Source organism: Streptomyces sp. NBC_00249, assembly GCF_026342355.1.
Lineage (GTDB): Bacteria > Actinomycetota > Actinomycetes > Streptomycetales > Streptomycetaceae > Streptomyces.
Window position 1 is genome coordinate 175,055 of record NZ_JAPEMV010000001.1, and the last position, 21,344, is coordinate 196,398.

The 21,344-nt window shown below is 74.0% G+C and carries 21 protein-coding genes; 7 read left to right on the top strand and 14 right to left on the bottom strand.

Translation table 11 applies throughout. The features are described from left to right. Window positions 1-15: 15 nt before the first annotated feature. A complete protein-coding gene (locus OOK31_RS00830) occupies window positions 16-1,446 on the bottom strand; it encodes a nucleobase:cation symporter-2 family protein (protein ID WP_267010343.1) in 1,431 nt (476 codons plus the stop codon). Between the two features lie 360 nt (window positions 1,447-1,806). On the opposite strand from OOK31_RS00830, the gene OOK31_RS00835 reads away from it, so the two are divergent. Next, on the top strand, window positions 1,807-2,751 hold the full coding sequence (locus tag OOK31_RS00835; RefSeq protein WP_267010344.1) for a nucleoside hydrolase: 945 nt from the start codon (window positions 1,807-1,809) through the stop codon (window positions 2,749-2,751). Window positions 2,752-2,787: 36 nt separating this feature from the next. After that, window positions 2,788-3,588, top strand: coding sequence for an SDR family NAD(P)-dependent oxidoreductase (locus tag OOK31_RS00840; protein ID WP_267010345.1), 801 nt, complete (start codon window positions 2,788-2,790; stop codon window positions 3,586-3,588). Between the two features lie 11 nt (window positions 3,589-3,599). Here the strand turns inward: OOK31_RS00840 and OOK31_RS00845 are convergent, their stop codons facing one another. The 6 genes from OOK31_RS00845 to OOK31_RS00870 form a co-directional block, all read right to left on the bottom strand. Then, window positions 3,600-5,045 (bottom strand): NAD(P)/FAD-dependent oxidoreductase, encoded by a 1,446-nt coding sequence (locus tag OOK31_RS00845; RefSeq protein ID WP_267010346.1) that lies wholly within the window; start codon window positions 5,043-5,045, stop codon window positions 3,600-3,602. Window position 5,046: 1 nt separating this feature from the next. After that, complete coding sequence (locus OOK31_RS00850) at window positions 5,047-6,255, bottom strand: MAB_1171c family putative transporter (protein WP_267010347.1); 1,209 nt, start codon at window positions 6,253-6,255, stop codon at window positions 5,047-5,049. Between the two features lie 259 nt (window positions 6,256-6,514). Next, window positions 6,515-7,192 carry a helix-turn-helix transcriptional regulator gene (locus OOK31_RS00855; RefSeq protein WP_267010348.1) on the bottom strand — a complete coding sequence of 226 codons (678 nt, stop codon included), beginning with the start codon at window positions 7,190-7,192 and terminating at the stop codon, window positions 6,515-6,517. Window positions 7,193-7,376: 184 nt separating this feature from the next. Beyond that, window positions 7,377-7,649: a hypothetical protein gene (locus tag OOK31_RS00860; RefSeq protein ID WP_267010349.1), complete on the bottom strand. Its 273-nt coding sequence runs from the start codon at window positions 7,647-7,649 to the stop codon at window positions 7,377-7,379. 36 nt (window positions 7,650-7,685) lie between these two features. Then, on the bottom strand, window positions 7,686-8,207 hold the full coding sequence (locus tag OOK31_RS00865; protein ID WP_267010350.1) for a CAP domain-containing protein: 522 nt from the start codon (window positions 8,205-8,207) through the stop codon (window positions 7,686-7,688). Between the two features lie 258 nt (window positions 8,208-8,465). Beyond that, window positions 8,466-9,437: an ArsR family transcriptional regulator gene (locus OOK31_RS00870; protein WP_267010351.1), complete on the bottom strand. Its 972-nt coding sequence runs from the start codon at window positions 9,435-9,437 to the stop codon at window positions 8,466-8,468. A gap of 95 nt (window positions 9,438-9,532) precedes the next feature. Between OOK31_RS00870 and OOK31_RS00875 the strand changes: the two genes are divergently transcribed. Beyond that, window positions 9,533-10,840 carry an MFS transporter gene (locus OOK31_RS00875; protein WP_267010352.1) on the top strand — a complete coding sequence of 436 codons (1,308 nt, stop codon included), beginning with the start codon at window positions 9,533-9,535 and terminating at the stop codon, window positions 10,838-10,840. Between the two features lie 37 nt (window positions 10,841-10,877). Continuing rightward, entirely contained in the window at window positions 10,878-11,756 is an 879-nt protein-coding gene (locus tag OOK31_RS00880) for a PhzF family phenazine biosynthesis protein (RefSeq protein ID WP_267010353.1), read from the top strand. A gap of 13 nt (window positions 11,757-11,769) precedes the next feature. Here OOK31_RS00880 and OOK31_RS00885 read toward each other — a convergent pair whose 3' ends face one another. Continuing rightward, complete coding sequence (locus OOK31_RS00885) at window positions 11,770-11,979, bottom strand: 4-oxalocrotonate tautomerase family protein (protein WP_267010354.1); 210 nt, start codon at window positions 11,977-11,979, stop codon at window positions 11,770-11,772. A 28-nt stretch (window positions 11,980-12,007) separates the two neighbouring features. After that, the gene (locus OOK31_RS00890; protein WP_267010355.1) at window positions 12,008-12,778 is read right to left on the bottom strand and encodes an SDR family NAD(P)-dependent oxidoreductase; all 771 of its coding nucleotides are present in this window, start codon (window positions 12,776-12,778) and stop codon (window positions 12,008-12,010) included. A gap of 115 nt (window positions 12,779-12,893) precedes the next feature. Between OOK31_RS00890 and OOK31_RS00895 the strand changes: the two genes are divergently transcribed. Continuing rightward, entirely contained in the window at window positions 12,894-13,835 is a 942-nt protein-coding gene (locus tag OOK31_RS00895; protein ID WP_267010356.1) for a LysR family transcriptional regulator, read from the top strand. Between the two features lie 3 nt (window positions 13,836-13,838). Here the strand turns inward: OOK31_RS00895 and OOK31_RS00900 are convergent, their stop codons facing one another. Next, on the bottom strand, window positions 13,839-14,522 hold the full coding sequence (locus tag OOK31_RS00900) for a DUF4232 domain-containing protein (protein WP_267010357.1): 684 nt from the start codon (window positions 14,520-14,522) through the stop codon (window positions 13,839-13,841). A 16-nt stretch (window positions 14,523-14,538) separates the two neighbouring features. Continuing rightward, window positions 14,539-15,873: an MFS transporter gene (locus OOK31_RS00905; RefSeq protein WP_267010358.1), complete on the bottom strand. Its 1,335-nt coding sequence runs from the start codon at window positions 15,871-15,873 to the stop codon at window positions 14,539-14,541. Between the two features lie 124 nt (window positions 15,874-15,997). Here OOK31_RS00905 and OOK31_RS00910 point away from each other — a divergent pair, with 124 nt between their 5' ends. Beyond that, window positions 15,998-16,933, top strand: coding sequence for a LysR family transcriptional regulator (locus OOK31_RS00910; RefSeq protein WP_267010359.1), 936 nt, complete (start codon window positions 15,998-16,000; stop codon window positions 16,931-16,933). Between the two features lie 11 nt (window positions 16,934-16,944). Here the strand turns inward: OOK31_RS00910 and OOK31_RS00915 are convergent, their stop codons facing one another. The 3 genes from OOK31_RS00915 to OOK31_RS00925 all read right to left on the bottom strand — a co-directional run bounded on the left by OOK31_RS00915 (window position 16,945) and on the right by OOK31_RS00925 (window position 20,452). Beyond that, window positions 16,945-18,105 (bottom strand): RICIN domain-containing protein, encoded by a 1,161-nt coding sequence (locus tag OOK31_RS00915; RefSeq protein ID WP_267010360.1) that lies wholly within the window; start codon window positions 18,103-18,105, stop codon window positions 16,945-16,947. 199 nt (window positions 18,106-18,304) lie between these two features. Then, window positions 18,305-19,309, bottom strand: coding sequence for a BtrH N-terminal domain-containing protein (locus tag OOK31_RS00920; protein ID WP_267010361.1), 1,005 nt, complete (start codon window positions 19,307-19,309; stop codon window positions 18,305-18,307). 276 nt (window positions 19,310-19,585) lie between these two features. Next, a complete protein-coding gene (locus tag OOK31_RS00925; RefSeq protein WP_267010362.1) occupies window positions 19,586-20,452 on the bottom strand; it encodes a DMT family transporter in 867 nt (288 codons plus the stop codon). Window positions 20,453-20,628: 176 nt separating this feature from the next. Here OOK31_RS00925 and OOK31_RS00930 point away from each other — a divergent pair, with 176 nt between their 5' ends. Beyond that, the gene (locus tag OOK31_RS00930) at window positions 20,629-21,285 is read left to right on the top strand and encodes a class I SAM-dependent methyltransferase (protein ID WP_267010363.1); all 657 of its coding nucleotides are present in this window, start codon (window positions 20,629-20,631) and stop codon (window positions 21,283-21,285) included. Window positions 21,286-21,344: the final 59 nt, after the last annotated feature.

Here is a 21,344-nt window from a genome sequence, read left to right on the forward strand (position 1 = left end):
GCGGACCGGCGGCCGTCAGCGGGCGGTTGCCATGCCCGGTACCGGTCCCGCCGACGGGTCGTCGTCCTCGAGGTCGTCCCAGTCGATCTCCATCGTGCTGCGGGTGGTGAACACGTTGAAGAGCAGGTTGAGGCCGATGGCCGTGAGCGCGCCGAGCGTGATGCCGCTGTTCAGCACCGCCCGGAGGTCGTCGGGCATCCGGTCGAAGAACGGCGTGACCGTGCCGGGCAGCAGTGCCGCCCCGAGACTGACCGCCAGGATCAGGGTGTTGCGTTCCTCGCGCAGGTCGGCCTTCCCCAGGATCTGGATGCCGACCGCGGCGACGATGCCGAACATGGAGACCGCGGCCCCGCCCAGCACCGGGTGGGGAACCGAGGCGACGAGGCTGCCCGCCTTGGGCAGCAGCCCGAGCACGATCATGAACACGCCCGCCGCGACCACCACGTAGCGGCTCATGACCCTGGACATGCGCACGATGCCGATGTTCTCCGCGAAGGCCACGTACGGGAACGAGTTGAGGACGCCGCCGAGGACCGTCGCCGCTCCGTCGGCGCGCAGGGCCCGCGCGACCGTGTCGGCGTCGACCCGCTTGCGGGTGATCTCGCCGATGGCGTAGACGTCCCCGGTGGTCTCCACCATCGTGATCAGCATGACGACGAGCATCGCGAGGATCGGGAAGAGTTCGAAGCGCGGCATGCCGTAGTGGAAGGGCGTGGTGATCCCGACCCAGTCGGCCTGCCCCACCGCGTCGAAGTCGGCGTCCCCGAAGAGCCAGGCGGCCGTGGTGCCGGCGAGGAGGCCGAGCAGGACGGCGAGGCTGCTGAGGAACGGCTTGCCGATCCGGACCAGGACGAGGATGAGGAGCAGGGTGCCCGCCGCGTAGGCGAGGTTCTTCGTGGATCCGTACGCGGGCGTGCCCATCAGGTGCGCGCCGCCGGCGGCGTCCTGCAGGGCCACGGGTATGAGGGTGATGCCGATGACGGTGAGGATCGTGCCGATGACGACCGGCGGGAAGTACTTCACGAGCCTGCTGAAGAGCGGGGCGAACGCGAAGGTGGCCAGGCCCGCCGTGATCACCGCGCCGTAGACGACGAGCAGGCCGGCGGTGCCGCCGCCGGCGCCGAGGCCGATGGCGACCATGGGTGAGACGGCGGTGAAGGTGACGCCCTGGACCAGGGGGAGGCGGGCCCCGATCCTCCAGACGCCCAGGGCCTGGATGATCGTGGCGATGCCGCAGGTCAGGAGGTCCGCGTTGATGAGGTGGACGAGTTCCTGGCGGGTGAGTCCGAGCGCGTTGCCGAGCAGGACCGGGACGATGACGGCCGCGGCGTAGAACGCGAGGACGTGCTGGAAGCCGTACAGGGCGAGTCGGGGGAAGGGGAGCAACTCGTCGACGGGGTGCCGCGTCGTGGACGTACGGGAGGAATGTCTGGTGGCGCTTGCCATCTCTGCCTTGCCTTCGCGAGGTAGGTGAATGAGAAGACCGCCGCCCTCCAGCCCTGGATGGCAGGGCGAGGGCAGGCCGGCTCGCATTGAGCCGACGTCTGGCGGAGTTGCCGACCTTCACGTCGCTCGACATGCATACGTGTCCCGGAGTGGCGGAACATCCTTCGATCGTCATGGCGAATCCACTGCTGACAGCTGGATTCGAAGGGTTTTCGACCGGAGGGCGCTCACCATAGCCGCAGGCCGGGTTTCCTCGCGAGTAACCGGGCGGAAGCGGGGCACCGGTGCGGGCGCCGTCTGGTCACGCGAGTGGCGCGGCGGCACACTGGGGGCCCGTGTCCCCTCGCCGGCAGGAGTGACGTGCCCGTCCCGATCATCATCGACTGCGATCCGGGGCACGACGACGCCCTCGCGATCATGCTGGCGGCCGGGGATCCCGCGGTCGACCTGCTGGCCGTGACCACCGTCGCGGGCAACCAGACGCTCGACAAGACCACCTTGAACGCGCGGCGCGTGTGCACGGTCGCCGGGATCACCGGTGTGCCCGTCGCGGCGGGTTGCGCCCGGCCCCTCGTCCAGGCGCTCGGAGTCGCGGACGACGTGCACGGCGTGTCCGGCCTGGACGGGCCGCGGTTCCCCGAACCCACCGTGGACGTCGTCGCGGAGCACGCGGTGGACCTCATCCACCGGATCCTCAACGGGCACCCGGAGCCGGTCACCCTCGTCCCGACCGCGCCGCTGACCAACATCGCCCTGCTGCTGACCCGCTATCCCGAGGACGCCTCCCGGATCCGCGAGATCGTCCTGATGGGCGGCTCGACGGAGCGGGGCAACCGGACTCCGGCGGCCGAGTTCAACATCCTCACCGACCCGGAGGCCGCGGACATCGTGTTCCGCAGCGGTGTGCCCGTGACGATGTGCGGGCTCAACGTCACCCACCAGGCGCTGGCCACGCCCGAGGTGGTGGCCCGCTTCGAGGGGCTCGGTACGCCGCTCGGGCGGGTGTGCGCCGAGCTGCTGACCTTCTTCGCGTCGACGTACCGCACGCTGTGGGGGTTCCCGCACCCGCCGCTGCACGACCCCGTCGCGGTGGCCCGCGTCATCGACCCCGGGCTCGTGCGCTGCGTGGACGCGAACGTGGTCGTGGAGCTGCGGGGCCGGTACACGCGCGGCGCCACCGTGGTGGACCTGCACGGCTACGGGGACCGCCCGGTCAACGCCCGGGTGGCGGTGCGGCTGGAGACGGAGCTGTTCTGGGACCGGATGGTCGCCGCCGTCGAGACCCTCGGAGCCCGTACGGCGTAGGCGTCCGTACCGGGGGAAGCGGGTAGTGAGCCGCCCATGAGACGTTTCGAGGGGTACGGCGTACTGATCACCGGAGCGGGCCGCGGCATCGGGGCGGAGACCGCCCGCCGGCTGGCCGGTGAGGGCGCGCGGGTGCTGGTCACCGACCTGGAGGAGGACAGGGCGCAGAAGGTGGCGGCCGGACTGCGGGAGGGCGGGGCCACCGCCGGGGCGCTGCGCTGCGACGTGGCCGAACGCGCCTCGGTCGAGGCGGCCGTCGCGCACGCGGTCCGGAGCTTCGGCACCCTCGACGTCCTCGTCAACAACGCCTACGCCTGCCATGCGGACGCGCCGCTCTTCGAGGACGAGAGCGACGAGGTGTGGCAGCGGGACCTCGACGTCACCCTGACGGGCGCCTACCGCTGTGCCCGCGCCGCCCTCCCGCACCTCGCGGCCGCCCCCGGCCGCCGGGGCTCGATCGTCGGCATCGGCTCCGTCAACGGTGAGCAGGACTTCGGCAACCACGCCTACAGCGCGGCCAAGGCGGGCCTGGCCGGGCTGACCCGCACCCTCGCGGGCCACGCGGCCCCGCGCGGTGTCCGCGTGAACCTCGTGGCCCCCGGCACGGTGCGCACGGACGCCTGGGCGGGCCACCCGGCCGGGCTGGAGGCCGCCGCCGCCCACTACCCGCTGGGCAGGGTCGGCCGGCCCGAGGACATCGCGGCGGCGGTGGCCTTCCTCGCCTCCGCGGACGCCGCCTGGATCACGGGCGTGACCCTCCCCGTGGACGGGGGCATCCTCATCGGCAACATGGGCCTGCGCCGGGCCCTGCGCGGGGAGCGAGGCGCCGGGGGCTGATCACCCGCGGCTCACGTGAGGGCATCGGTGTGGTGGACGAGGGCCCGTTCGCGCGCCGTCAGCGGCGGGCCGCCCAGCGGTGGGCGCCGGGTGCCCCGTACGGCTCCCAGCAGGACCCGGGGGCGGACCAGTGCGGTCAGCGGGGCCTGGAGGGAGGTGACGTCGGTGAGGTCCTTCACCATGCGCAGGTCGCCGCAGCTGGTCCGCACCAGGCGGTCCACGTAGGCGGCCAGGATCCGGTCCCGGCGGCTCGGGCTGCCGCCCTGGACCTCCGGGTAGAACACGTCCTGCCCCACGGCCAGGTCCCAGGCCGCGCCGACCGGCCGGGCGAGGGCCCGTTGGACGCGCCGTGCCAGACGGGGGGCGTCCACGCCGTGGGCCCGTGCCTGGTCCCGCAGGACGGCCGCGGCCTGTGCGGCGACGGACATGCCGTGCCCGTACAGGGGGTTGAAGGCGGCCAGGGCGTCGCCGAGGACGACGAAGCGTTCCGGCCAGTCGCGAACCCGTTCGTAGTACCGGCGCGTGTTGCGCGTGCTGCGGCTGACCGCCACGTCGGTGAGGGGTTCGAGGCGGGAGATGATCGCGCCGACGACGGGGTGGCGCAGCCGGCGGGCGAACTCCTCGAAGTCCTCGGCCCGGTCGGTCGGTTCGCCCGCCCTGGTGCCCGTCTCCGTGACGATCCACCGGCCGTCCTCGATCGGGAGGATGCTGGCGCTCTGTCCGGGGCGCCCGCTGCGGGGGTCCGACTGCACGCTGACGACGGGTGAGCCGTCGGCTCCTTCCGGGGCGCGGAAGACCCGGGTGGCGTACACCAGGCCGAGGTCCAGGGAGCGTTCGGGTGCGGGGCGCACCCCCAGTTCCGCCAGGTGGCGGGGGGCGCGGGAGCCGCGGCCGCTCGCGTCGACGACGAAGTCCGCCCGCAGGGCCTCCTCGTGGCCGTCCGCCCGGCGTACGCGTACCCCGGTGACGCGGGAGGCGCTGCCGGTGAGGCCCTCGACCCGGGTGTGGGCGAGGACCCGCACCCCTCCGCCGGTCAGGACGAGGTCCCGTACGACGGAGTCGAGGAGGTCGCGGCTGCACCCGATCACGAAGTGGGTCGCGGGGTGCGGGGCGTCGTGCCAGCGCCTGAACCAGCCCTGGGAGCTGAGCGCGACCATGCCCGTGGGGACGGGGATGCGGTTCGCGCCGGCGGCCAGCCAGCGGTCGGTGACTCCGGGCAGCAGCGATTCGGCGGCGTGGACCCCGCCGCTCCAGAACATGTGCGCGTGGCGGGCCTGGGGAAGTCCCTTGCGCGGAAGCGGCCCGTCCGGCAGCTCGTCGCTCTCGACGACGAGGACCTCGTCCACGACGCCGCGCAGGGCCGCGGCCGCCAGCATCCCGGCGAGGCCTCCGCCGATGACGACGGCCCGCCGGTGCGCCGCGCCGGCGGGGGCGAGGGTGGTGTCCGGGTCGGTCATGTCACTGTTCTCCACGCTGCCGTTGGCGGGTCGCGGAGTGTCGTCGGGCGGCCCCCGGCACGGATGCGGGGTCCGTCTCGCGCGGGGTGACCCCGTCGAGGAGGGTCATGACCCGGACCGCGTCGGAGAGGCGTACGAGTCCCTCGTCGCCCGCGGTCAGGGCCGCGACGCTGCTGCCGCCGGGCGCGGGCTCGGTGTGCAGGGACCGGAACGCGGCGATGACCAGGGCCGCGCGCGCCGCCGCCTGCGGGGTCAGGGCGCCGGGGCCGGTCGTGAGCTCGTGCTCGTCGGTCCCCGTGTCGCGCTCCAGGTAGGGCGTGAGGAGCCGCAGGCCGTCGAGGATGTCGCAGGTCCTGCGCAGGTGGCGCCTGCTCAGCGAGGACCAGCGGGGGATGCGCACCAGCTCGTACGGGCTGACCTCGCGCATGATCTGCCACAGCGGCCCGAGCCGCTTGTACTGCGACCTGCGCCGCCACCGCTCCGCCAGCCCCTGGCCGACGGCGGGGAGGGCGAGCCCGACGCACTGGAGCAGCGAGGACATCGCGGCCAGGGAGGGGGCCGCAGTGGTGCTGACGGCGTCCCAGTCGTGGCCGGCCCAGCGGGCGCCGACGGCGGAGAGCTTGCAGGCGACGTACCCGATGCTGAGGACGCCTCCGGCCACGATGAGCAGGAGCCCGGCGCGCAGCAGGCCGGAGACCTCGCGCGACCAGCGCCGGCACAGGGTCGCCAGGATGACGGTCGACACCGCGTGGGCCAGGACGTAGAGGACGACCATCTCCCGGATGTACGGGGTGGTGGCGTAGTAGGTGTCGAAATCCCGCAGGCGTTCGTCGGGGGCGTCCCCGAGGGCGAACAGCGTCAGGAGCGCGACGACGACGGCCCCGTAGACGCCGACGCACCAGCGGGTGGCCGCACGGCGGCGGGACTCCGGGCCCCCGCGCCAGACGAGCATCAGGTTGATGACCGCGGCGCTGCCGGCGGTGACGACGACGTAGACCAGCGGGGCGGAGAAGTTGGTGACACCGGTGAGCGCGTTGACCTGGGCGACGGTCGGGGGCGCCGCGAAGGAGAAGACGACGGCGCCCAGGGGGAGCACCACGGCCACCGAACGGACCAGCGGGTCGCGCCAGTGGCGGACGAGTCCGGGCACCCGCAGGGCGAAGGTGACGAGGAGGAGCAGGGCGGGGATGTAGTAGGCCACGTCGCTCATCGGCCGTTCCCCGTCGCTCCCGTGCGGTGCGGGCGCCGTGCACCCGCCGCGCGGAGCGTCCGTATCTCCCGTGTCTCCCGCTGTCTGACCACAGATCTCCCCATATCCCTCACCCGTGACGGGGAAATCGGCACCGCCCGCGCGCGGCGGCGCGGCCGCGTGGCGCGCGCTGCGCCGCGGTCCGGCGGCAAGGCCGTCTCCCCCTTCGAAGCCTTCGAACGCCTTGGCCGGTCCCGTGGACCGGCCCGGAGGCACCGTCTCAGTACGGGTTCCCGGTCACGTCCGTCTCCCCCTCCGCCGCGCGCTCGTCCATGTAGCTGTCGAGCCACTGGAGCAGTCTCGTGCGCGCGTGGTCGGGCAGCAGCGCCGCGCGCAGGGCGATCCCGTCGACGCCGTGCCGTGCGTAGAGGCTCGGCCCGGCCGCGCTGCCGGCTGCCGCGGATGCGGTGCGCTCGCTGTGGTCCCGGTACTCCTGGAGGAGTGCCTTCTCGATGACGGCCAGTGCGTAGTGCAGGGCATCGGCGTCCTCGGACTGGAGGAACCCGGCGGGCCGCCGGAAGAACCGCTCCAGGCGCGAGCAGTGGTCCATCGTCGGCCGGCGGTCACCCCCCAGCAGGGCCTGTACCTGCTGCCGGGAGATGCCGCTCTGGCGGGCGATCTCCCCGTGCGAGTACTTGCGGCCGTTGTCCTTGAGGTACGTCGCGTGGAGGAGGTCCAGCCGCTGGCGGAAGCGCTCGTGGATGTCGGGTTCGCCGGCCGGCCGCCCCTGGAGGAGCGCCCGGACCACGTCGAGGGGCACCCCGGAGGCGTGGTGCAGGCGCGCGCTGTCCAGGACCTCGTCGCGGCCGCGGCCGAGTTTGGCTCCCAGGTCCACGATCCGGTCGGCGGCCGCGGCCAGTTGCGCGGTGGCCGCGGGTGATGCGGACGCTTCTGTCACCGGTCGGGCTCCCGGGGGCACGCTGGACGGATCGTCCCGGGACCACCGGGACGCGGGGCCGCACCGGAGGGCACCCGCACCCTGAGACTGCCACATCCGTGGCAGAAGATCCAAGACTCTCCCGCAGTTCTGCCACAACCGTGGCAGAACCTTTCGCGGGGAGCCCGGAGCCGGGAGCCGGGGGCTACTGCGCGGCCACGCGGCAGGCGCTGACCGCCGTCCCGTTGGTCACGCCACCCTCGGTCAGGCCGGACACGCAGTGCTCGTGGTCGCCGGCCAGCCCGACGTAGCAGGCCATCCGGACGGTGTCCGGGGCCTCGCCGCCCCGTAGCTCCCGCTCTACCTGGTTGATGCAGGCCGTGACGTCCGCGTGGGCGGCGGGGGCCGTGAGGGCCGCGCCGCCCAGTGCGAGGGTCAGGCCGGTGAGGACACTTGCGATACGGGTCGACGTGCGCATGGCACACACCTGCTCTCCGGAATCGTTGGGGCGGCGCTACCGCGCCGAGACGGCGAACAGCTCGACGGCGTAGTCGCCGCTGGTGCCGATCCCGGTCTCCTTGTAGGTGCAGTTCAAGATCGCGGCACGGTGGCCGCGGTCGCTGGCCATCCAGCCGTCGACGTGGGCCTTGGAGTCGGCGTAGCCCGGTCCGGAGACGTTCTCCGAGGAGGGGCCGTTGGGCGAGTAGCCGGCCCGCTCCATGCGGACCAGGTAGGTGGACCCGTCCGAGCCGGTGTGATCGGTGATCTGGTTGGCGGCCATGTCGTCGGCGTGGGCCTGGGCGGCCTGCGCGAGCCGCGGGTCCACCTTCAGGGGTTCACAACCGGCCTTGTCCCGTTCGGCGTTGACCAGGGTGAGGATCTCGCCCGGGGTGGACGCCTGCGGGGCGAGGACGACGGATGCCGCGGGCGCTGCCGCCAGGGCCGAACTCGCGGTGACCGCGCTGCCGAGCACGAGCAGCGGGGCCGTACAGACGACCACGCACACGCGGCGGGCGCGGGTGTTCTTGGTACGCATGGGAGTTCCCCTTCGTCAGGGGTGCTGGCCGGCCGCGCACGGCACCCGGCGGCGGCCGCACGGGGTGGCCGCGGGAGGGCGCGCGGTCTGTGACGAGACGGACACCGCCGCGGGTGGTACGGGGACGGTACCTCCTCCTGGTGGTTCCACCCTACGACCGGGGGGACCCGGCCACGAGCCGACCGGCCGTCCGCCCTGGTGGGCGCCCTGCGGGCGGCGCGGGCCAGGCAAGGTCCGGAAGAGACGACCTCGCGCCCCTCAGGACCGTTCCAGCAGGGCGTCCCCGAGCTCGCTCGTGGCGTAGTGCACCTCGCGCCGGTAGCGGTGGCTGGTGACGAGGCCGGTGTCGCGCAGTACCGCAAGGTGCTGGGAGACCGCGCCGAGGCTGAGCCCGGTGCGGGCGGCCAGCTGCGTCGTGGTGGCGGGGGAGCTGGTGCACGCGAGGAGCCGGGCCCGGCTGCGGCCGAGCAGCCGGGCCAGTCCTTCGCCGCGGGCGCCGCGCCGCTCCCACAGGGTGCCGACGGCCCGTGCGGGGTAGACGACGGCCGGGGGCGTCGGTCCGGGGGCGGTCAGCAGGTGGCAGCGGACCGCGAAGGCGCTGGGGGCCAGGGTGAGTCCCCTGCCGTCCAGGTCGTGGACCGCCGGGGGCAGGTCCGGGGAGAGCAGGCGGTCGCCCGTCCAGCTCAGCGCGGGATGGAGGCGGGCCAGCACCTCCTGGATGCCGTCCTCCGCGAGCTGCCGGGTGCGGTAGGCGATGTCCGCCTCCAGGACCGCCCGGATGCGCGGCCAGTAGGGCCGGACGGCCGCCTCCCACCAGGCGCTCAGGGCGTCGGCCAGGCGCGCGAGTTCGGCCGGTTCGGCCGGTTCGGCCGGTTCGGCCGGTGCCGCCGGTTCGGCCGGTGCCGCCGATTCGGCCGGTCCTGCTCCGGTGGCGAGCAGGATCGCGAGTTCCTCCTCGAACTCGGCCAGCGGGCAGCGCGGAGGGGGCGTCAGGAAGCCCGGCACGTCCGCCCGCAGGGGGTCCGCGGTGGTCAGGGCCAGCAGCGGGGCGGTCCTGCGGGCGAGGGCGCGGTCCTCGCGCAGGGCCCGTACCGAGGTGATCCACGGCAGGTGGACGGCGTAGCGCCCCGGATCCGAGACGGCCGAGAAGCTGACCACGGTCTCCCACAGCGGCGATATCGCGAACCTGACGCCCGCGATGTCGTGCACGCCGAACCGCACCTCACCCATGCCCCCGCCCCCTCCGGCCGCCCCGCCGACCGTCACGTTTTCGCCCAGACTAAAACATTGGCCGGGCCGGCCGGGGGCCGGTGATCTTCGCATCCATGACGTACTCCCGCCCCGGCGCCGCACCCGTCCGTCCCCGGCGTGCCCGGCCTTCCGCCGGCTCCGGCTTCCGCCCTCTGTGGATCGCCGACGCCGTCAGCCAGTCCGGTTCCGCCGTGACCCTGCTCGCGCTCCCCCTCGTGGCGATCGGCACCCTCGACGCCACGCCGTTCGAGGCCGGTCTGCTCGTCATGTCCGAGTACCTGGCCTTCCTCCTCATCGGCCTGCCCGCCGGGGCCTGGGTGGACCGGCTGCCGCTGCGCCCCCTGATGGTCGCCGGGGACCTCGGCCGCGCCGTCCTGCTCCTGTCGATCCCCGTCGCGGGCTGGCTGGGTGTCCTGACGCTCCCCCAGCTGTACGCCGTCGGCTTCGGGATGTCGGTGTGCACGGTCTTCTTCGACGTGGCCGCCCAGAGCGCGCTGCCCCAACTGGTCGACGGGGAGCGGCTGGTGCAGGCGAACGTCAGGCTGGAAGCCACCCGCAACATCACGCAGGTCGGCGGCCCGGGCCTGGCCGGGGCGCTGGTCGGGGCGCTGACCGCGCCCGTCGCGCTCGTCGCCGACGCCCTCAGCTACACCGTCTCGGCGCTGCTCGTGGCGCGCGTGCGCCCCCTGGCGAAGCAGTCCGGTGCGCGGCCGGTGACGACGCTGCGCGCCGACATCGCCGAGGGCCTGCGCTTCGTCTTCGGGCACCCGGCACTGCGGGCCCTCACCCTCGCCGCCGCCGTCTCCAACCTGTGCGGGACCGTAGGTGCCTCCATGCTGCTGGTGCTGCTCGCCGGGGACCTGGGGCTGTCGCCGCTGCTGTGCGGCGCGGTGTTCACCGCCGAGGCCGTGGGAGGGCTGATCGGCAGCCTCCTGACCCGCCGGATCGCGGCCGCGCTGGGCCAGGGACCGGCGATGTGCGCGTCGCTGGTCGTCAGCGCACTGCTGTGGCTGCTGGCACTCCCCTTCTACGCGGCGGACTGGCGGTTCGCCGTCGCCGTGGTCCTCCAGGGGCTGGGATGGACCGCCTTCATGACGTTCAAGATCAGCTCGGTCGCCTACCGGCAGCGGCTGTGCCCCGAACCGCTCATGGGCCGGATGACCGCGACGTTCCGCTTCGTGGTGTGGGGGTCCATGCCGGTCGGCGCGCTCGTCGGGGGGATGCTGGGGCAGCATCTCGGGGCCGGGCCGGCCCTGTGGGCAGGGGCCCTGGGCGAACTCCTCGCCGTGGTCCCGCTCCTCCTCTCGCCACTGCGCACGGCCCGTGAACTGCCGGACGGCGGGCAGGAGCCGCACGACGCCCCGCCGCCCGCACACCCCTGAACCCCTGCCTCCCCACACCCCCTTCAAGGAGAACCTCGTGCGCTACACCCACGTCGACGTCTTCACCGGCCGCCCCTACGACGGGAACAGCCTCGCGGTGTTCCCCGAAGCCGACGCCCTCACCGCCGCCCAGATGCTGGGCATCACCCGGGAGATGCGCCACTTCGAGTCGGTGTTCCTGGCCCGGGATCCGGCGCGGCCGCGCACCTACCGGGCCCGGGTCTTCGACCTCGCCGGGGAACTGGACTTCGCGGGGCACCCCCTCATCGGCGCCGCGGGCGTGCTGCACGCCGGGCACGCCGCGCAGGACGACCTGACCTGGACCCTGCGGCTGAGGGCCCGCACGGTGGAGGTGGCCACCCGCCGCACCGGACCACTGCGTTACGAGAGCACGCTGGACCAGGGGCCCGCCGAGTTCCCCGGCGGCCCGTGCGACGCGGGCGCGGCGACCCCGGCGGAGATCGCCGCCTGGTTCGCCCTGGACGCCGACGACCTCGATCCGGACCTGCCTCCGCTGACGGTGTCGACCGGCCTGCGCTACCTGGTGGTTCCCGTACGGGGGGACGCGCTGGCCCGTGCCCGCGTCGCCACCCCGCTGGACGGTCCCCTGGGCCGCGTGGGGGCCGGGTACGCCTACCTCCTCGACGCCACCGCCATGGAGGGCAGGCACTGGACCAACGACGGCGCCCTGGAGGACACGGCCACCGGCAGCGGCGCGGGCTGCGCCGCCGCGTACCTGCGCCGGTACGGCCGCATCGGCGACGGCGAGCCGGCGGTCCTGCGGCAGGGCCGCTTCACCGGCCGCACGGGTGAGATGAGCGTGACCGCGTACGGACACGGGGACCAGGTCCGCTCGGTGAAGGTCGGCGGCGGTGTCGCGATCGTCGCCGAGGGCGTCCTCGCCGCACTCCCCTAGGCCTTGGCCGGGGTCAGCCCCGGGCGGCGCGCCGGCGGTACTCGGCCGTCGGCAGGCCGCCGACGCCCCAGTCCTCCAGGGCCACTTCGTCGACGAGGACGAAGGTGGTCGCCGGGTCCTTGTCGAGGACCTTCACGAGCAGGTCGGTCACACCGGCGATGAGCTGCGCCTTCTGCTCTGCGGTGGCGCCTTCACGGGTGATCTTGATGTTGACGTACGGCATGGCGGTTCTCCTTCTTCGGGTGGGGTGGTCAGATCCGGCGGCCGGTGACGTGGCCGCCGTCGACGAGCAGGGAGTGCCCGGTCACGAACTCGGCGCCCGCGAGGTAGAGCACGGCGTCGGAGATCTCGGCGACCTCGCCGACCCGGTCGAGCAGGGCCAGTCCGCCGAAGGAGTCCACGTCGGAGCCCGCGTGCAGCGGGGTGCGGATGATGCCGGGCGCGACGAGGTTGACGCGGATCCCGTCGACGGCGAGTTCGGCGGCCAGGCTCCGCGTCAGCGCGTGCACGCCGGCCTTGCTGACCACCGGTGCGGACGCCGGGAACCCGGCCAGCGCGTGGTCCACCAGGACGGTGCCGATGTTGACGATGCTGCCGCCCCGGCCCTGGTCGCGCAGGGCCCGGACGACGGCCTGGGTGGTGAGGTAGGTGCCCTTGAGGTTGCCGGTCAGGAAGCCGTCGAGTTCGTCCTCGGTGACCTCGGTGAAGGGCTTGGGTGCGAAGGTGCCCGCGTTGTTGACCAGGACGTCGATGCGTCCGAAGCGCTCCAGGGCCGTACGGACGAGGGCCTCGCCGGTCTCCGGCGCGGCGATGCTGCCCACGGTCCAGGCGGTGCGCTCCGGGTGGCCGAGGCCGGCGGCGGCCTTGGCGAGCCGGTCGGCGTCGCGGCCGTTCAGGACGACGTTCGCACCGCTCGCCAGGAAGGCGCGGGCGATGTCCAGGCCGATCCCGCTGGAGGAACCGGTGACGAGGGCGGTGACGGGGGCGGCGGCCGCGGTGGCGGCGGTGCGGGTGTCGCTCATGGGGTGGGTGCCTTTCGTGGGCGGCCGGTGCGTCCGGCCTGCTGACACCTGAAAGCTATGAGCCCTCAACCGATAACACCACGACGGAAATTGGAGCGTGTGATAATCCACGGTTATGGATGTGGATCTGCGTGACCTGGAGCTGCTGAATGCCACCGCCGAGGCGGGTTCGCTGACCGCCGCCGCCGAGCGGCTCTACGTCAGCCAGCCGGCCCTCAGCCAGCGGCTGACCCGTCTGGAGGCCCGCCTCGGCATGCCCCTCTTCGACCGCAAGGGCCGCCGCCTGGTCCCCAACCCGGCGGGCCGCCGGCTGCTGGTCGCCGCCCGCCACGTCCTCGGCGAACTGGAGTCGGCCTCCCGCGACCTGCGGGAGCTGCGCGACGGGCGCGACCGGCGCGTGCGGTTCACCGCGCAGTGCAGCACCACGTACCCGTGGCTGCCGCCGGTCCTGCGGGCCTTCCGCGCACGCGAGCCGGAGATCGACGTGCGCATCGAGGCCGTCGCCGACGACGCGCCGGTCCCGGCGCTGCTCGCCGACCTCGTCGACGTGGCTCTGGTCACCAAGCCGGACCTGCAGATGGACCGGGTGTCGCTGACCAGGCTGTTCGACGACGAGATGGTGGCGGTGGTGCCCGAAGGACACCCCTGGGCCTCCCGTACGCACCTGACCGCCCGTGACTTCGACGGTGCGGACCTGGTCCTCTACGACTTCTACGACCAGAAGCGCATCCCGTCGATGCCGCTGCCGCTCCCCGCCGGGGCCCGGCCCGGCCGGATCACCACCATGCCGGTGGTGACCGACCTGGTGGTCGAGATGGTGGCGGGCGGGCAGGGGGTGACGGTGCTGCCCAACTGGGTGGCCGCGCCGTACGCCGCCTCGCACGGCCTCGCCCTGGTCCGGATCGGCGCGACGCCGCTGACCCGTACCTGGTTCTGCGCCACCCGCACCGGGCCCCGGCCGCCCCACGTGGAGGCGTTCGTCGAGGAGCTCGTCACCTGCCTGACCACGGCGCCCGGCGGCGCCCCCGCCGCCGGACCGCCGCTCCCTACCGCCTAGCCGTCAGGAGGGCTTGGTCGCGGAGAAGGCGGTGACGGTCACCTTGTTGTCGCACTCCGCGAAGATGCCGTCGTCCATGGCGATCTGGTGGGCGCCCGCGCCGGGAACGCCGAGGACGACGGTGGGGAAGGTGACGGGCGTGGCGCCGGACACGCAGTATCCGTCGGCCTCTCCCTGGACGTTGACGAAGGTGAGCTTCGTCCAGGCGCGGCCGCCCGCGGCCAGGGACACCGTGGTGGCCGATCCGCTGTGGGTGGTGGCCAGCGGAACGTTCTTGCCCGGCGAGCCGTTGCCCGCTCCGGCGACCGTGGGGAAGCCCTGGAGCGTGCAGGCGTGCTTCGAGGTGTTGGTGACCGAGATGACGGCGGCTCCCGTCCCCGTACCGGGCGGCCGGACGTCGGCCTGGTGGGCGTCGGAGACCTTGACCTGGTCGGTCGTACAGGCCTTCGTCCCGCCGCCGGGGGCCGGCGACGAGGGAGCGGGTACCGGAGCGGTGGTGGCGGGGGCGGTGGGCTTGGCCGCGCCGCTCGGGGTCGGCTTCGCCGGCTCCGAGGCCGCGGGCGGCGCGGGCGGCTGGGCGGCGGCCCCGTCGTCGCCGGTCGGCGTGCAGCCCGCCGTCAGCGCCGCGACCGTCAAGGCCGCCGCCAGCGCCAGGGCGGTCCGGCCTACGCCTGCTGTGTACTGCATGAGGACTCCCCGAGGTTCACGACCGGTCACGCGCCGGCACTCGCGCAGGGACACGCCCCCGTACCCCGGCCGGTTCTCCCGGGCACGGGTCTGTGGCCGTTCCGTCACGCGACCATGACGAACCTACGGGGCACGGGGCCCCCGGAGCCGCTGCCGCGCGGTGGAGCAGCGGGGTGGCCAACAGCAGCGCGCCCGCGACGGCGATCGTGGTGCGCGGGCCGGTGACGGTGGCCAGGGCGCCCCCCAGGGCGGTCAGCCCGGCGATCGCGCCGGTGCCGGTGACCTTCCAGGCGACCAGGACCCGCCCGAGCCGCTCGGCCGGCACCCGCTGGAGGCGCTCCGTCGCGAACAGCGGGTTGAACACGCCCATGCAGGTGATCAGGCCCAGTTCGACGGCGACGACCAGGGCCACCCCGGCGTTGCCGGGCACGACGAGGACCAGGCCGACGGGCCACACCACGCGCAGCGTCCCGGAGACCGCCAGGACGCGGCGGCGCCCGTAGCGGGCTTCCAGGCGCCGGGCGGCCCGGGCGCCGGCGAACCCGCCGATGCAGGGCAGGCCGAACGCGAGCCCGTACTGCCAGGCCGCCCAGCCCAGGCCGTCGAGCAGCAGGACGGCCAGCAGCGGTTCGGTGGCCATGATCAGCGCGTTGACGGCCACGGTGTTCCAGAACAGCGGGCGCAGGTTCCGGTCGTCGTGGATGAACCTCCAGCCCTCGAGGACGTCCGCGGCGCGCAGCCTTCCGGCTGCGGCCCTCCCGTGCCCGGGCTCGGCCTCCCGCCGGCGGATCGCGCCGATCCCCAGCGCGGACAGCAGGAACCCGGTGGCGTTGGCCATCACGGTGACCGTGGGTCCGAGCAGGGTGATCGCCGCTCCGCCCGCGGTCGGGCCGAAGGCCGTGGCGGTCCAGGTGGTGGACTCGAAGCGGCCGTTGGCCACGAGCAGCTGGTCCGGGCGCACGAGCTGCTTGAGGTAGGCGCCGCCGGCCGCGGTGAACGCGATGTTCGCCGCCGTGCCGATCACGGAGACGGCCAGCAGCTGGGTCCAGGTCAGCCGGCCCGTGAAACAGGCGGCCGAGACCGTCAGCAGGGCGGCGCAGCGCACCAGGTCGGCGCCGATCATGACGGGCTTCTTCCGCCGGGCCTCGACCCACGGGCCGAGCGGGAACGCGAGGAGCGCGCCGGCCGCCAGGCCGGCGGCGGCCAGCGCCGACACCGCGGCCGGGCCGGCGTGGAGCACCTGGATCGCGATCAGGGGGAACGCCCCGAACCCGAGCCAGGTGCCGACCGTGGACGCGGCGTACGCCGACCACAGCCATCCGAACGGGCGTCCGAGCTTGTGCCGTGCCATGCGGGACCTTCCGTCACGACCCATCGTTGACGGCGAGGATTGGAACAGGAGGACGGGGCCGTGATCCAACAACACGGCATCGGCGAGCCACAACCGCTGGTTGTGCGGGCGTAGGGTTCGGGGCGTGGACATCGAAGCCGTGCGCACCTTCGTCGCCGTCGCGGACTCCGGGCGGTTCCAGGAGGCCGCCGTGGAGCTGCGGGTCACCCAGCAGGCCGTCTCCAAGCGCGTGGCGAGCCTGGAGCGCGCGCTCGGGGTGACCCTGTTCGTGCGCACCGCCCGCGGCGCGCGCCTCACCCCGGACGGGCAGGCGTTCCTCCCGCACGCCCAGGAGGTCCTGCGGACCGTGGAACGGGCGGCGGCCTCGGTCCGGCCCGGTGAGCGGGTGCTCCGCGTGGACGTCCTCGGCCGGCGCAGCGCCCCGGCCCTGGCCCTGCGGGGCTTCCACCGGTCCCGGCCGGGCACGGACCTGGACGTGGTCACGCTCACGCACGCGAACGTGACCACCGCGATCGGGGCCGTGCTGTCGGGCGAGGTCGACGCGACCTTCCGAGCCGTCCCCGCGGGCGAGCTGCCCGAGGGGATCAGCGCCGAACGCGTCCTGGACGACCCGCTCCAGCTCGTCGTCGGACCGGACCACCCGCTCGCCGCCGCCGCGTCCTTGACCCCGGCCGAACTGACCGGGCACCGGATCTGGATCCCGGGCATCCGGCCGGGCACCGAGTGGGGTGCCTACTACGACGAGCTCACCGAAGCCTTCGACCTGCGCATCGACGCGATCGGCCCCGACTTCGGGCCGGAGGCGCTGATGGACTCCCTCGCCGGCTCCGCCGCGCTCGCCACCCTCGTCGGGAGCCGAGACAGCTACGTGTGGCCCGCGGCGCACCGCCTGCGGCGCATCCCGGTCGAGGGGCCCACACCGGTCTACCCGTACTCGTTCCTGTACCGGACGGCCGACCGGCACCCGGTCCTCGCGGCGCTGCGCGGGCACCTGGTCCGGGCGCGGCCGGCACCGCCGGCCGACGCCTGGACACCGAGCTGGGGCCCGGCGCGTGCCTGAGGCCTAGGCCGTCAGATCCTCCAGAGCTGGTCGCCGTACTGCGCGTCGCAGTCGGCCTGGCGCACGAGCGCGCCGTTGTCGGGGGTCTGCCAGGGGACGTACATGCAGCGGTCGTGGTGCACGTTGCGGATCTGGTACTGGCCGCCGCCCACCGGGGTGATCTTCCAGACCTGGTCGGCGTACCGCGGGTCGCAGTCGACCTGGAGGACGGGCGCGTCGTAGTCGGGGGTCTGCCAAGGCACGTACAGGCAGCGGCCGCTCACCCCGTTGCGGATCTGGTAGTCGCCCGCGCCGTTCACCGGGGTGATCTTCCAGATCTGGTCGGCGTACTGCGGGAGGCAGTCGTGCTGGGTGGCCGGGGCGTCGTTGTCCGGGGTGCGCCAGGAGATCAGCACGCACTTTCCGTGGTGCACGTTCTTGAGGGAGGCCGTGGTGAACCGGACCTGGCGCAGCCAGTCGCCGAGGTCGTCGACCCGGGCGGAGACGGCTCCCGTACGCGTTTCACCTGCCGGCGCTCCGAGGCAGCCGCCCTGCCAGGAACGCGAGTTGACGGCTACGAGCTCGTTCGCGGCGTTGAGGAGCGGGCCGCCGGTGTCGCCCTTGCACAGGACGTCGGAGCCCTTGCCGGTGATCGTGAGCGTGGTGGGCCCGGTGGCGTTCAGGGAGAACGCGCCGGTGTGGAGGGTGTCCGGGACCCAGACCGTCTTCGTACGGCCGAACCCGGCGGCGGTGAGGGCGGCGCCGGTGTTCGGGACGGCGGCGGCGAGGGTGGCGGGCGTGAGGGTGGTGGCAGGTGCGGCGAGGCGCGCGAGGACCACGTCGCGGTCGGTACGGGGGACGATCTCGGTGATTTCGGAGGCCGTCCCGTCGCTCAGGCCCGCCACGGCCCTCAGCGCCGGCCTGCCCGGCTGGACGGGGCCGCCCGCGGTCGCGGCGAAGCAGCTCGCGGCGGTCAGGACCCAGTAGTGGTCGACGAGCGTTCCCGTGCAGGCACGGCCGTTCACCTCCTCGCCGAGGCCGATCCGGACCGCGGAGGGGTGGCTGCCGGCCGGGACCCCGGGGCCCTCCACGGCGCCGGAGGGAGTCGCCGGGACCAGGCCGGCGGCGAGCATCGTGGCAGTGGCGGCGAGGAGGCCGCCGATCCGCGCGGCACGCGGGCGGGGTGCGAACATCGCTGCTTCCTTCGAAGGAGGGGACGTCCAGAGGCGGCCGCGGTTCCCGGCACGCCGAAGCGGAGGACCCGCGACTCCTGGAGATCCCCCCGCTCCCGCGCAGACTCAAGCAGACGCCCGGCGCCCCCCTCAAGGCCCGGAGGCAGATATGACGGATTATCAACCAAGGCTGAATCCGGGGCAGTTGGGCGAGGTGCAGCTATTTCTGCAGGGCCCGTACCGCCTGCTGTTCCAGGTCGAGGCAGCGGTCCACGTGGTCCGCGCAGGCGTCGAAGAGCGCCCGCCGCTCCTCCGTGCCCGCGTCCGGGGCGGTGTCCCGGGCGAGCGTGGCCAGGGCCGACCAGTGGCGGGCTGACTCCCTGAAGAGTCCGGCGGCCTCGGGGCGGCCGACGAGGTCGAGGAAGTCGGCGTACAGCGGCCGGGTGGCGCCCGGAGCGGTCCACTCCTCCTCCAGGCAGGAGTACAGCCGCCCGGTACCGGCGCGCAGGGCCTCGGGCGAGCCGCCGAACCGGCGTTCCCAGCCCGCCTGGGTGGTGCTGTCGCGCAGCTGCGCGGCGAACTTCTCCATGCCGGTGAAGCCGAAGTTCACGTCGAACTGGTTCCCCAGCACCGGCCCGGTGAGGTGGGTGACGGTGGAGGCGACGGCCCCTTCCACATCCGGCTCGCCCTCCGCCGGCCCGGTGGGCACGATCAGCTGGTGGCGGCCCTTGCGGTGCGCGGTCCAGGCGGCCCCGAACTCCTCGCGGTCGATCCGGTACGGGGTGTCGGCGCCGTCCTCGATCAGCAGCTCGTCGCCGTCGTACCCGGCGATGACGACGGTGTACGGGTCGGCGCCGGTCATCTCGGCGTCCGGATCGGCCTCGTGCCAGGGCAGGGAGGACCGGTCGACGACGCAGAAGGCGGGCTGGCCCTCGTCGAGCGCGGCACGGACCCGGCCCCAGCGGGGCTTCATCGCGCGCGTGGCGTCGTACGGGACACCCAGGCGGCCGAGCGCGACCTGCACCCAGGGCTCGGGGTGGGACTGGGCCACGATCGTGGCGATGGGCAGCCGGCCCTCGTACTCGAAGACGAAGTACATGAAGCCGATCCCGCCGGCCAGTCCGGCGACGAGCTCCTCGTCGTGGACGCTGCCCAGGGCATGCCTGATCAGGGAGGCCTCGCGGTGGCGTCCGGTACCGAAGTCTTCGTACACGAGCACAGTCATGCGGCCAGCCTAACCGCGGAAACCGCGGGAGCCGCGCGGCGGCGTCCGCGCACGGCGAAAGGCCCCGGCCTCCAGAAGGAGGCCGGGGCCTTGATCGAGCGCTGGGCAGGCCTTGCACCTGCATTCCCCCACGGGAAGTGGGGTGTCTTTCCTTGGACCACCAACGCCGGTCACGCTGCCGTGGATCCCGGCGGCGCGAACAAGATCAATCGTAGCGCATGATTCCGGTACGGTGCACCCGGCCCCTGGAGGGGCGGCCCGGCGGGTGCGGGCCGGTCAGGGTGCGTCGGCCGCGGTCCCCGCTTCGGCCCTCACCAGGGCGAGGACCGCGGCGCAGATCAGGGCCAGGCCCAGCAGTTGGGGCAGCAGCCACCACTGGGCCCGTAGGTGTTCCTCGTACAGCAGCACCCCCAGCGCGACGCTCACGCCCGCGTCGCCGAGGGTCAGCGCGGGCTGCGAGGCGACCAGCGGGCCGCCCTGCATGGCGTGTTCGAGGAGCAGCAGGGCGCAGACGCCGCTCGCGGCGAAGGCGTAGGTCTCCCAGGTCGTGAGGAACGCACCGACGCCGCCTTCGTCGAGTACGTGCACGGCCGACTTCATCAGGGCGGCCGTGAGCGCGTAGCAGACGGCGGTGGCCGCGCCGAGGCATCCGGCGCGCATCCGGCCGGGCGGGCGCCGCAGTCCGGCCACGGCGAGTACGGCCACCGCCCCCGCGCACGCCGCCAGGGCCAGCGCCCAGCGGTCGAGGGGGACGTAGGTCCGGTTGCCGGTCGGTGAGGCGGCCACCAGCACGATCCCGAGCCCGGCGACCACCCCCGCCACCGCGAGCCATGTCGCCCCGGGCAGCCGGCTGCGCGCCACGAGCGAGGCGATGAGCAGCGCGAGCGGCAGTTCCAGGACGAACAGGGGCTGTACGAGGGCCAGCGCGCCCGTGGCCAGCGCCGCGGCCTGCCCGACGCCGGCCGCGATCACCGCCAGGATCCCGCAGATCCACAGCGGCCGCCGCAGCAGGTCGCGGACCAGCCCGAGGCGGAAGCCCCCGCTCTGCGGCACGGTGAGCGCGGCGCGGCGCTGGAGCACCGTGGCGAGGGCGTTGCTGAGCGCCGCGAACAGCGCGAAGAGGACCGGCAGTACGAAGCCCATGCCCCGATCCTCACCGCCCCCGCCGTGCCTCCCCGCCCCGACACACCCGCGCGGGCCCGTTCCCCCGCCCAGGCCCACCGCGGAGGCGGCCTGGGCCGCCCGCCTGCCCGGACTTGCGCGGACTGCCCCGGTCACAGGGCTGCCGGACTGTCAGTGCCTGCTGCGAGCATGGAGTCATGACGGACCGTGCTGCTCAGATCGCCGCCTACTGGAACGCCGCCGCGGCGGACTTCGACGAGGAACCCGATCACGGGCTGCGGCCCGACGGCACCCGCGCCGCCTGGGCCGGGCTCCTGGGTTCCCTGATGCCGGCCGGTCCGGTCGACGTGCTCGACGTCGGCTGCGGCACCGGTTCGGTGTCCTTGCTGCTGGCCGGGGCCGGACACCGGCCGACCGGTGTCGACCTGGCGCCGCGCATGGTGGAACGGGCGCGCGGGAAGTTCGAGGCCGCCGGTCTGGAGGGCCGTTTCCTGGTGGGTGACGCCATGGCGCCGCCGACCGGGGAGCAGCGGTTCGACGTGGTGCTCTCGCGGCATCTGGTGTGGACGCTGCCCGATCCCGAGGCGGCGCTGCGCGCGTGGGTGGCCCGCTTGCGGCCGGGCGGCAGGCTGCTGCTGATCGAGGGCCGGTGGCGCGAGGCGGGCCAGAAGGGTGTTCCGTACGTGGCCGGCGCCGAGTCCCTGCCGTGGAGCGGCGGCATCGGGGCCGGGGAACTCGCGGCGGCCGTGCGTCCTCTGGTCGCGGCGGTGCGCGTGGAACCGCTCAGCGGGGACCCGCAGTTGTGGGGCGGCCCGGTGGACGACGAGCGGTACGCCCTGATCGCCGACCTGTGAGGGGAGAACGCGGGCGCCGCGCCCCCACGGCTTCGTGGAGGGCGCGGCGCGGTGCGGAG

Coding starts and splice junctions, on each gene's coding strand:
- OOK31_RS00830 (WP_267010343.1), bottom strand. CDS start 1,446: ATGGCAAGCGCCACCAGACATTCCTCCCGTACGTCCACGACGCGGCAC.
- OOK31_RS00840 (WP_267010345.1), top strand. CDS start 2,788: ATGAGACGTTTCGAGGGGTACGGCGTACTGATCACCGGAGCGGGCCGC.
- OOK31_RS00845 (WP_267010346.1), bottom strand. CDS start 5,045: ATGACCGACCCGGACACCACCCTCGCCCCCGCCGGCGCGGCGCACCGG.
- OOK31_RS00850 (WP_267010347.1), bottom strand. CDS start 6,255: ATGAGCGACGTGGCCTACTACATCCCCGCCCTGCTCCTCCTCGTCACC.
- OOK31_RS00860 (WP_267010349.1), bottom strand. CDS start 7,649: ATGCGCACGTCGACCCGTATCGCAAGTGTCCTCACCGGCCTGACCCTC.
- OOK31_RS00865 (WP_267010350.1), bottom strand. CDS start 8,207: ATGCGTACCAAGAACACCCGCGCCCGCCGCGTGTGCGTGGTCGTCTGT.
- OOK31_RS00870 (WP_267010351.1), bottom strand. CDS start 9,437: ATGGGTGAGGTGCGGTTCGGCGTGCACGACATCGCGGGCGTCAGGTTC.
- OOK31_RS00875 (WP_267010352.1), top strand. CDS start 9,533: ATGACGTACTCCCGCCCCGGCGCCGCACCCGTCCGTCCCCGGCGTGCC.
- OOK31_RS00885 (WP_267010354.1), bottom strand. CDS start 11,979: ATGCCGTACGTCAACATCAAGATCACCCGTGAAGGCGCCACCGCAGAG.
- OOK31_RS00890 (WP_267010355.1), bottom strand. CDS start 12,778: ATGAGCGACACCCGCACCGCCGCCACCGCGGCCGCCGCCCCCGTCACC.
- OOK31_RS00895 (WP_267010356.1), top strand. CDS start 12,894: ATGGATGTGGATCTGCGTGACCTGGAGCTGCTGAATGCCACCGCCGAG.
- OOK31_RS00900 (WP_267010357.1), bottom strand. CDS start 14,522: ATGCAGTACACAGCAGGCGTAGGCCGGACCGCCCTGGCGCTGGCGGCG.
- OOK31_RS00905 (WP_267010358.1), bottom strand. CDS start 15,873: ATGGCACGGCACAAGCTCGGACGCCCGTTCGGATGGCTGTGGTCGGCG.
- OOK31_RS00915 (WP_267010360.1), bottom strand. CDS start 18,105: ATGTTCGCACCCCGCCCGCGTGCCGCGCGGATCGGCGGCCTCCTCGCC.
- OOK31_RS00920 (WP_267010361.1), bottom strand. CDS start 19,309: ATGACTGTGCTCGTGTACGAAGACTTCGGTACCGGACGCCACCGCGAG.
- OOK31_RS00925 (WP_267010362.1), bottom strand. CDS start 20,452: ATGGGCTTCGTACTGCCGGTCCTCTTCGCGCTGTTCGCGGCGCTCAGC.
- OOK31_RS00930 (WP_267010363.1), top strand. CDS start 20,629: ATGACGGACCGTGCTGCTCAGATCGCCGCCTACTGGAACGCCGCCGCG.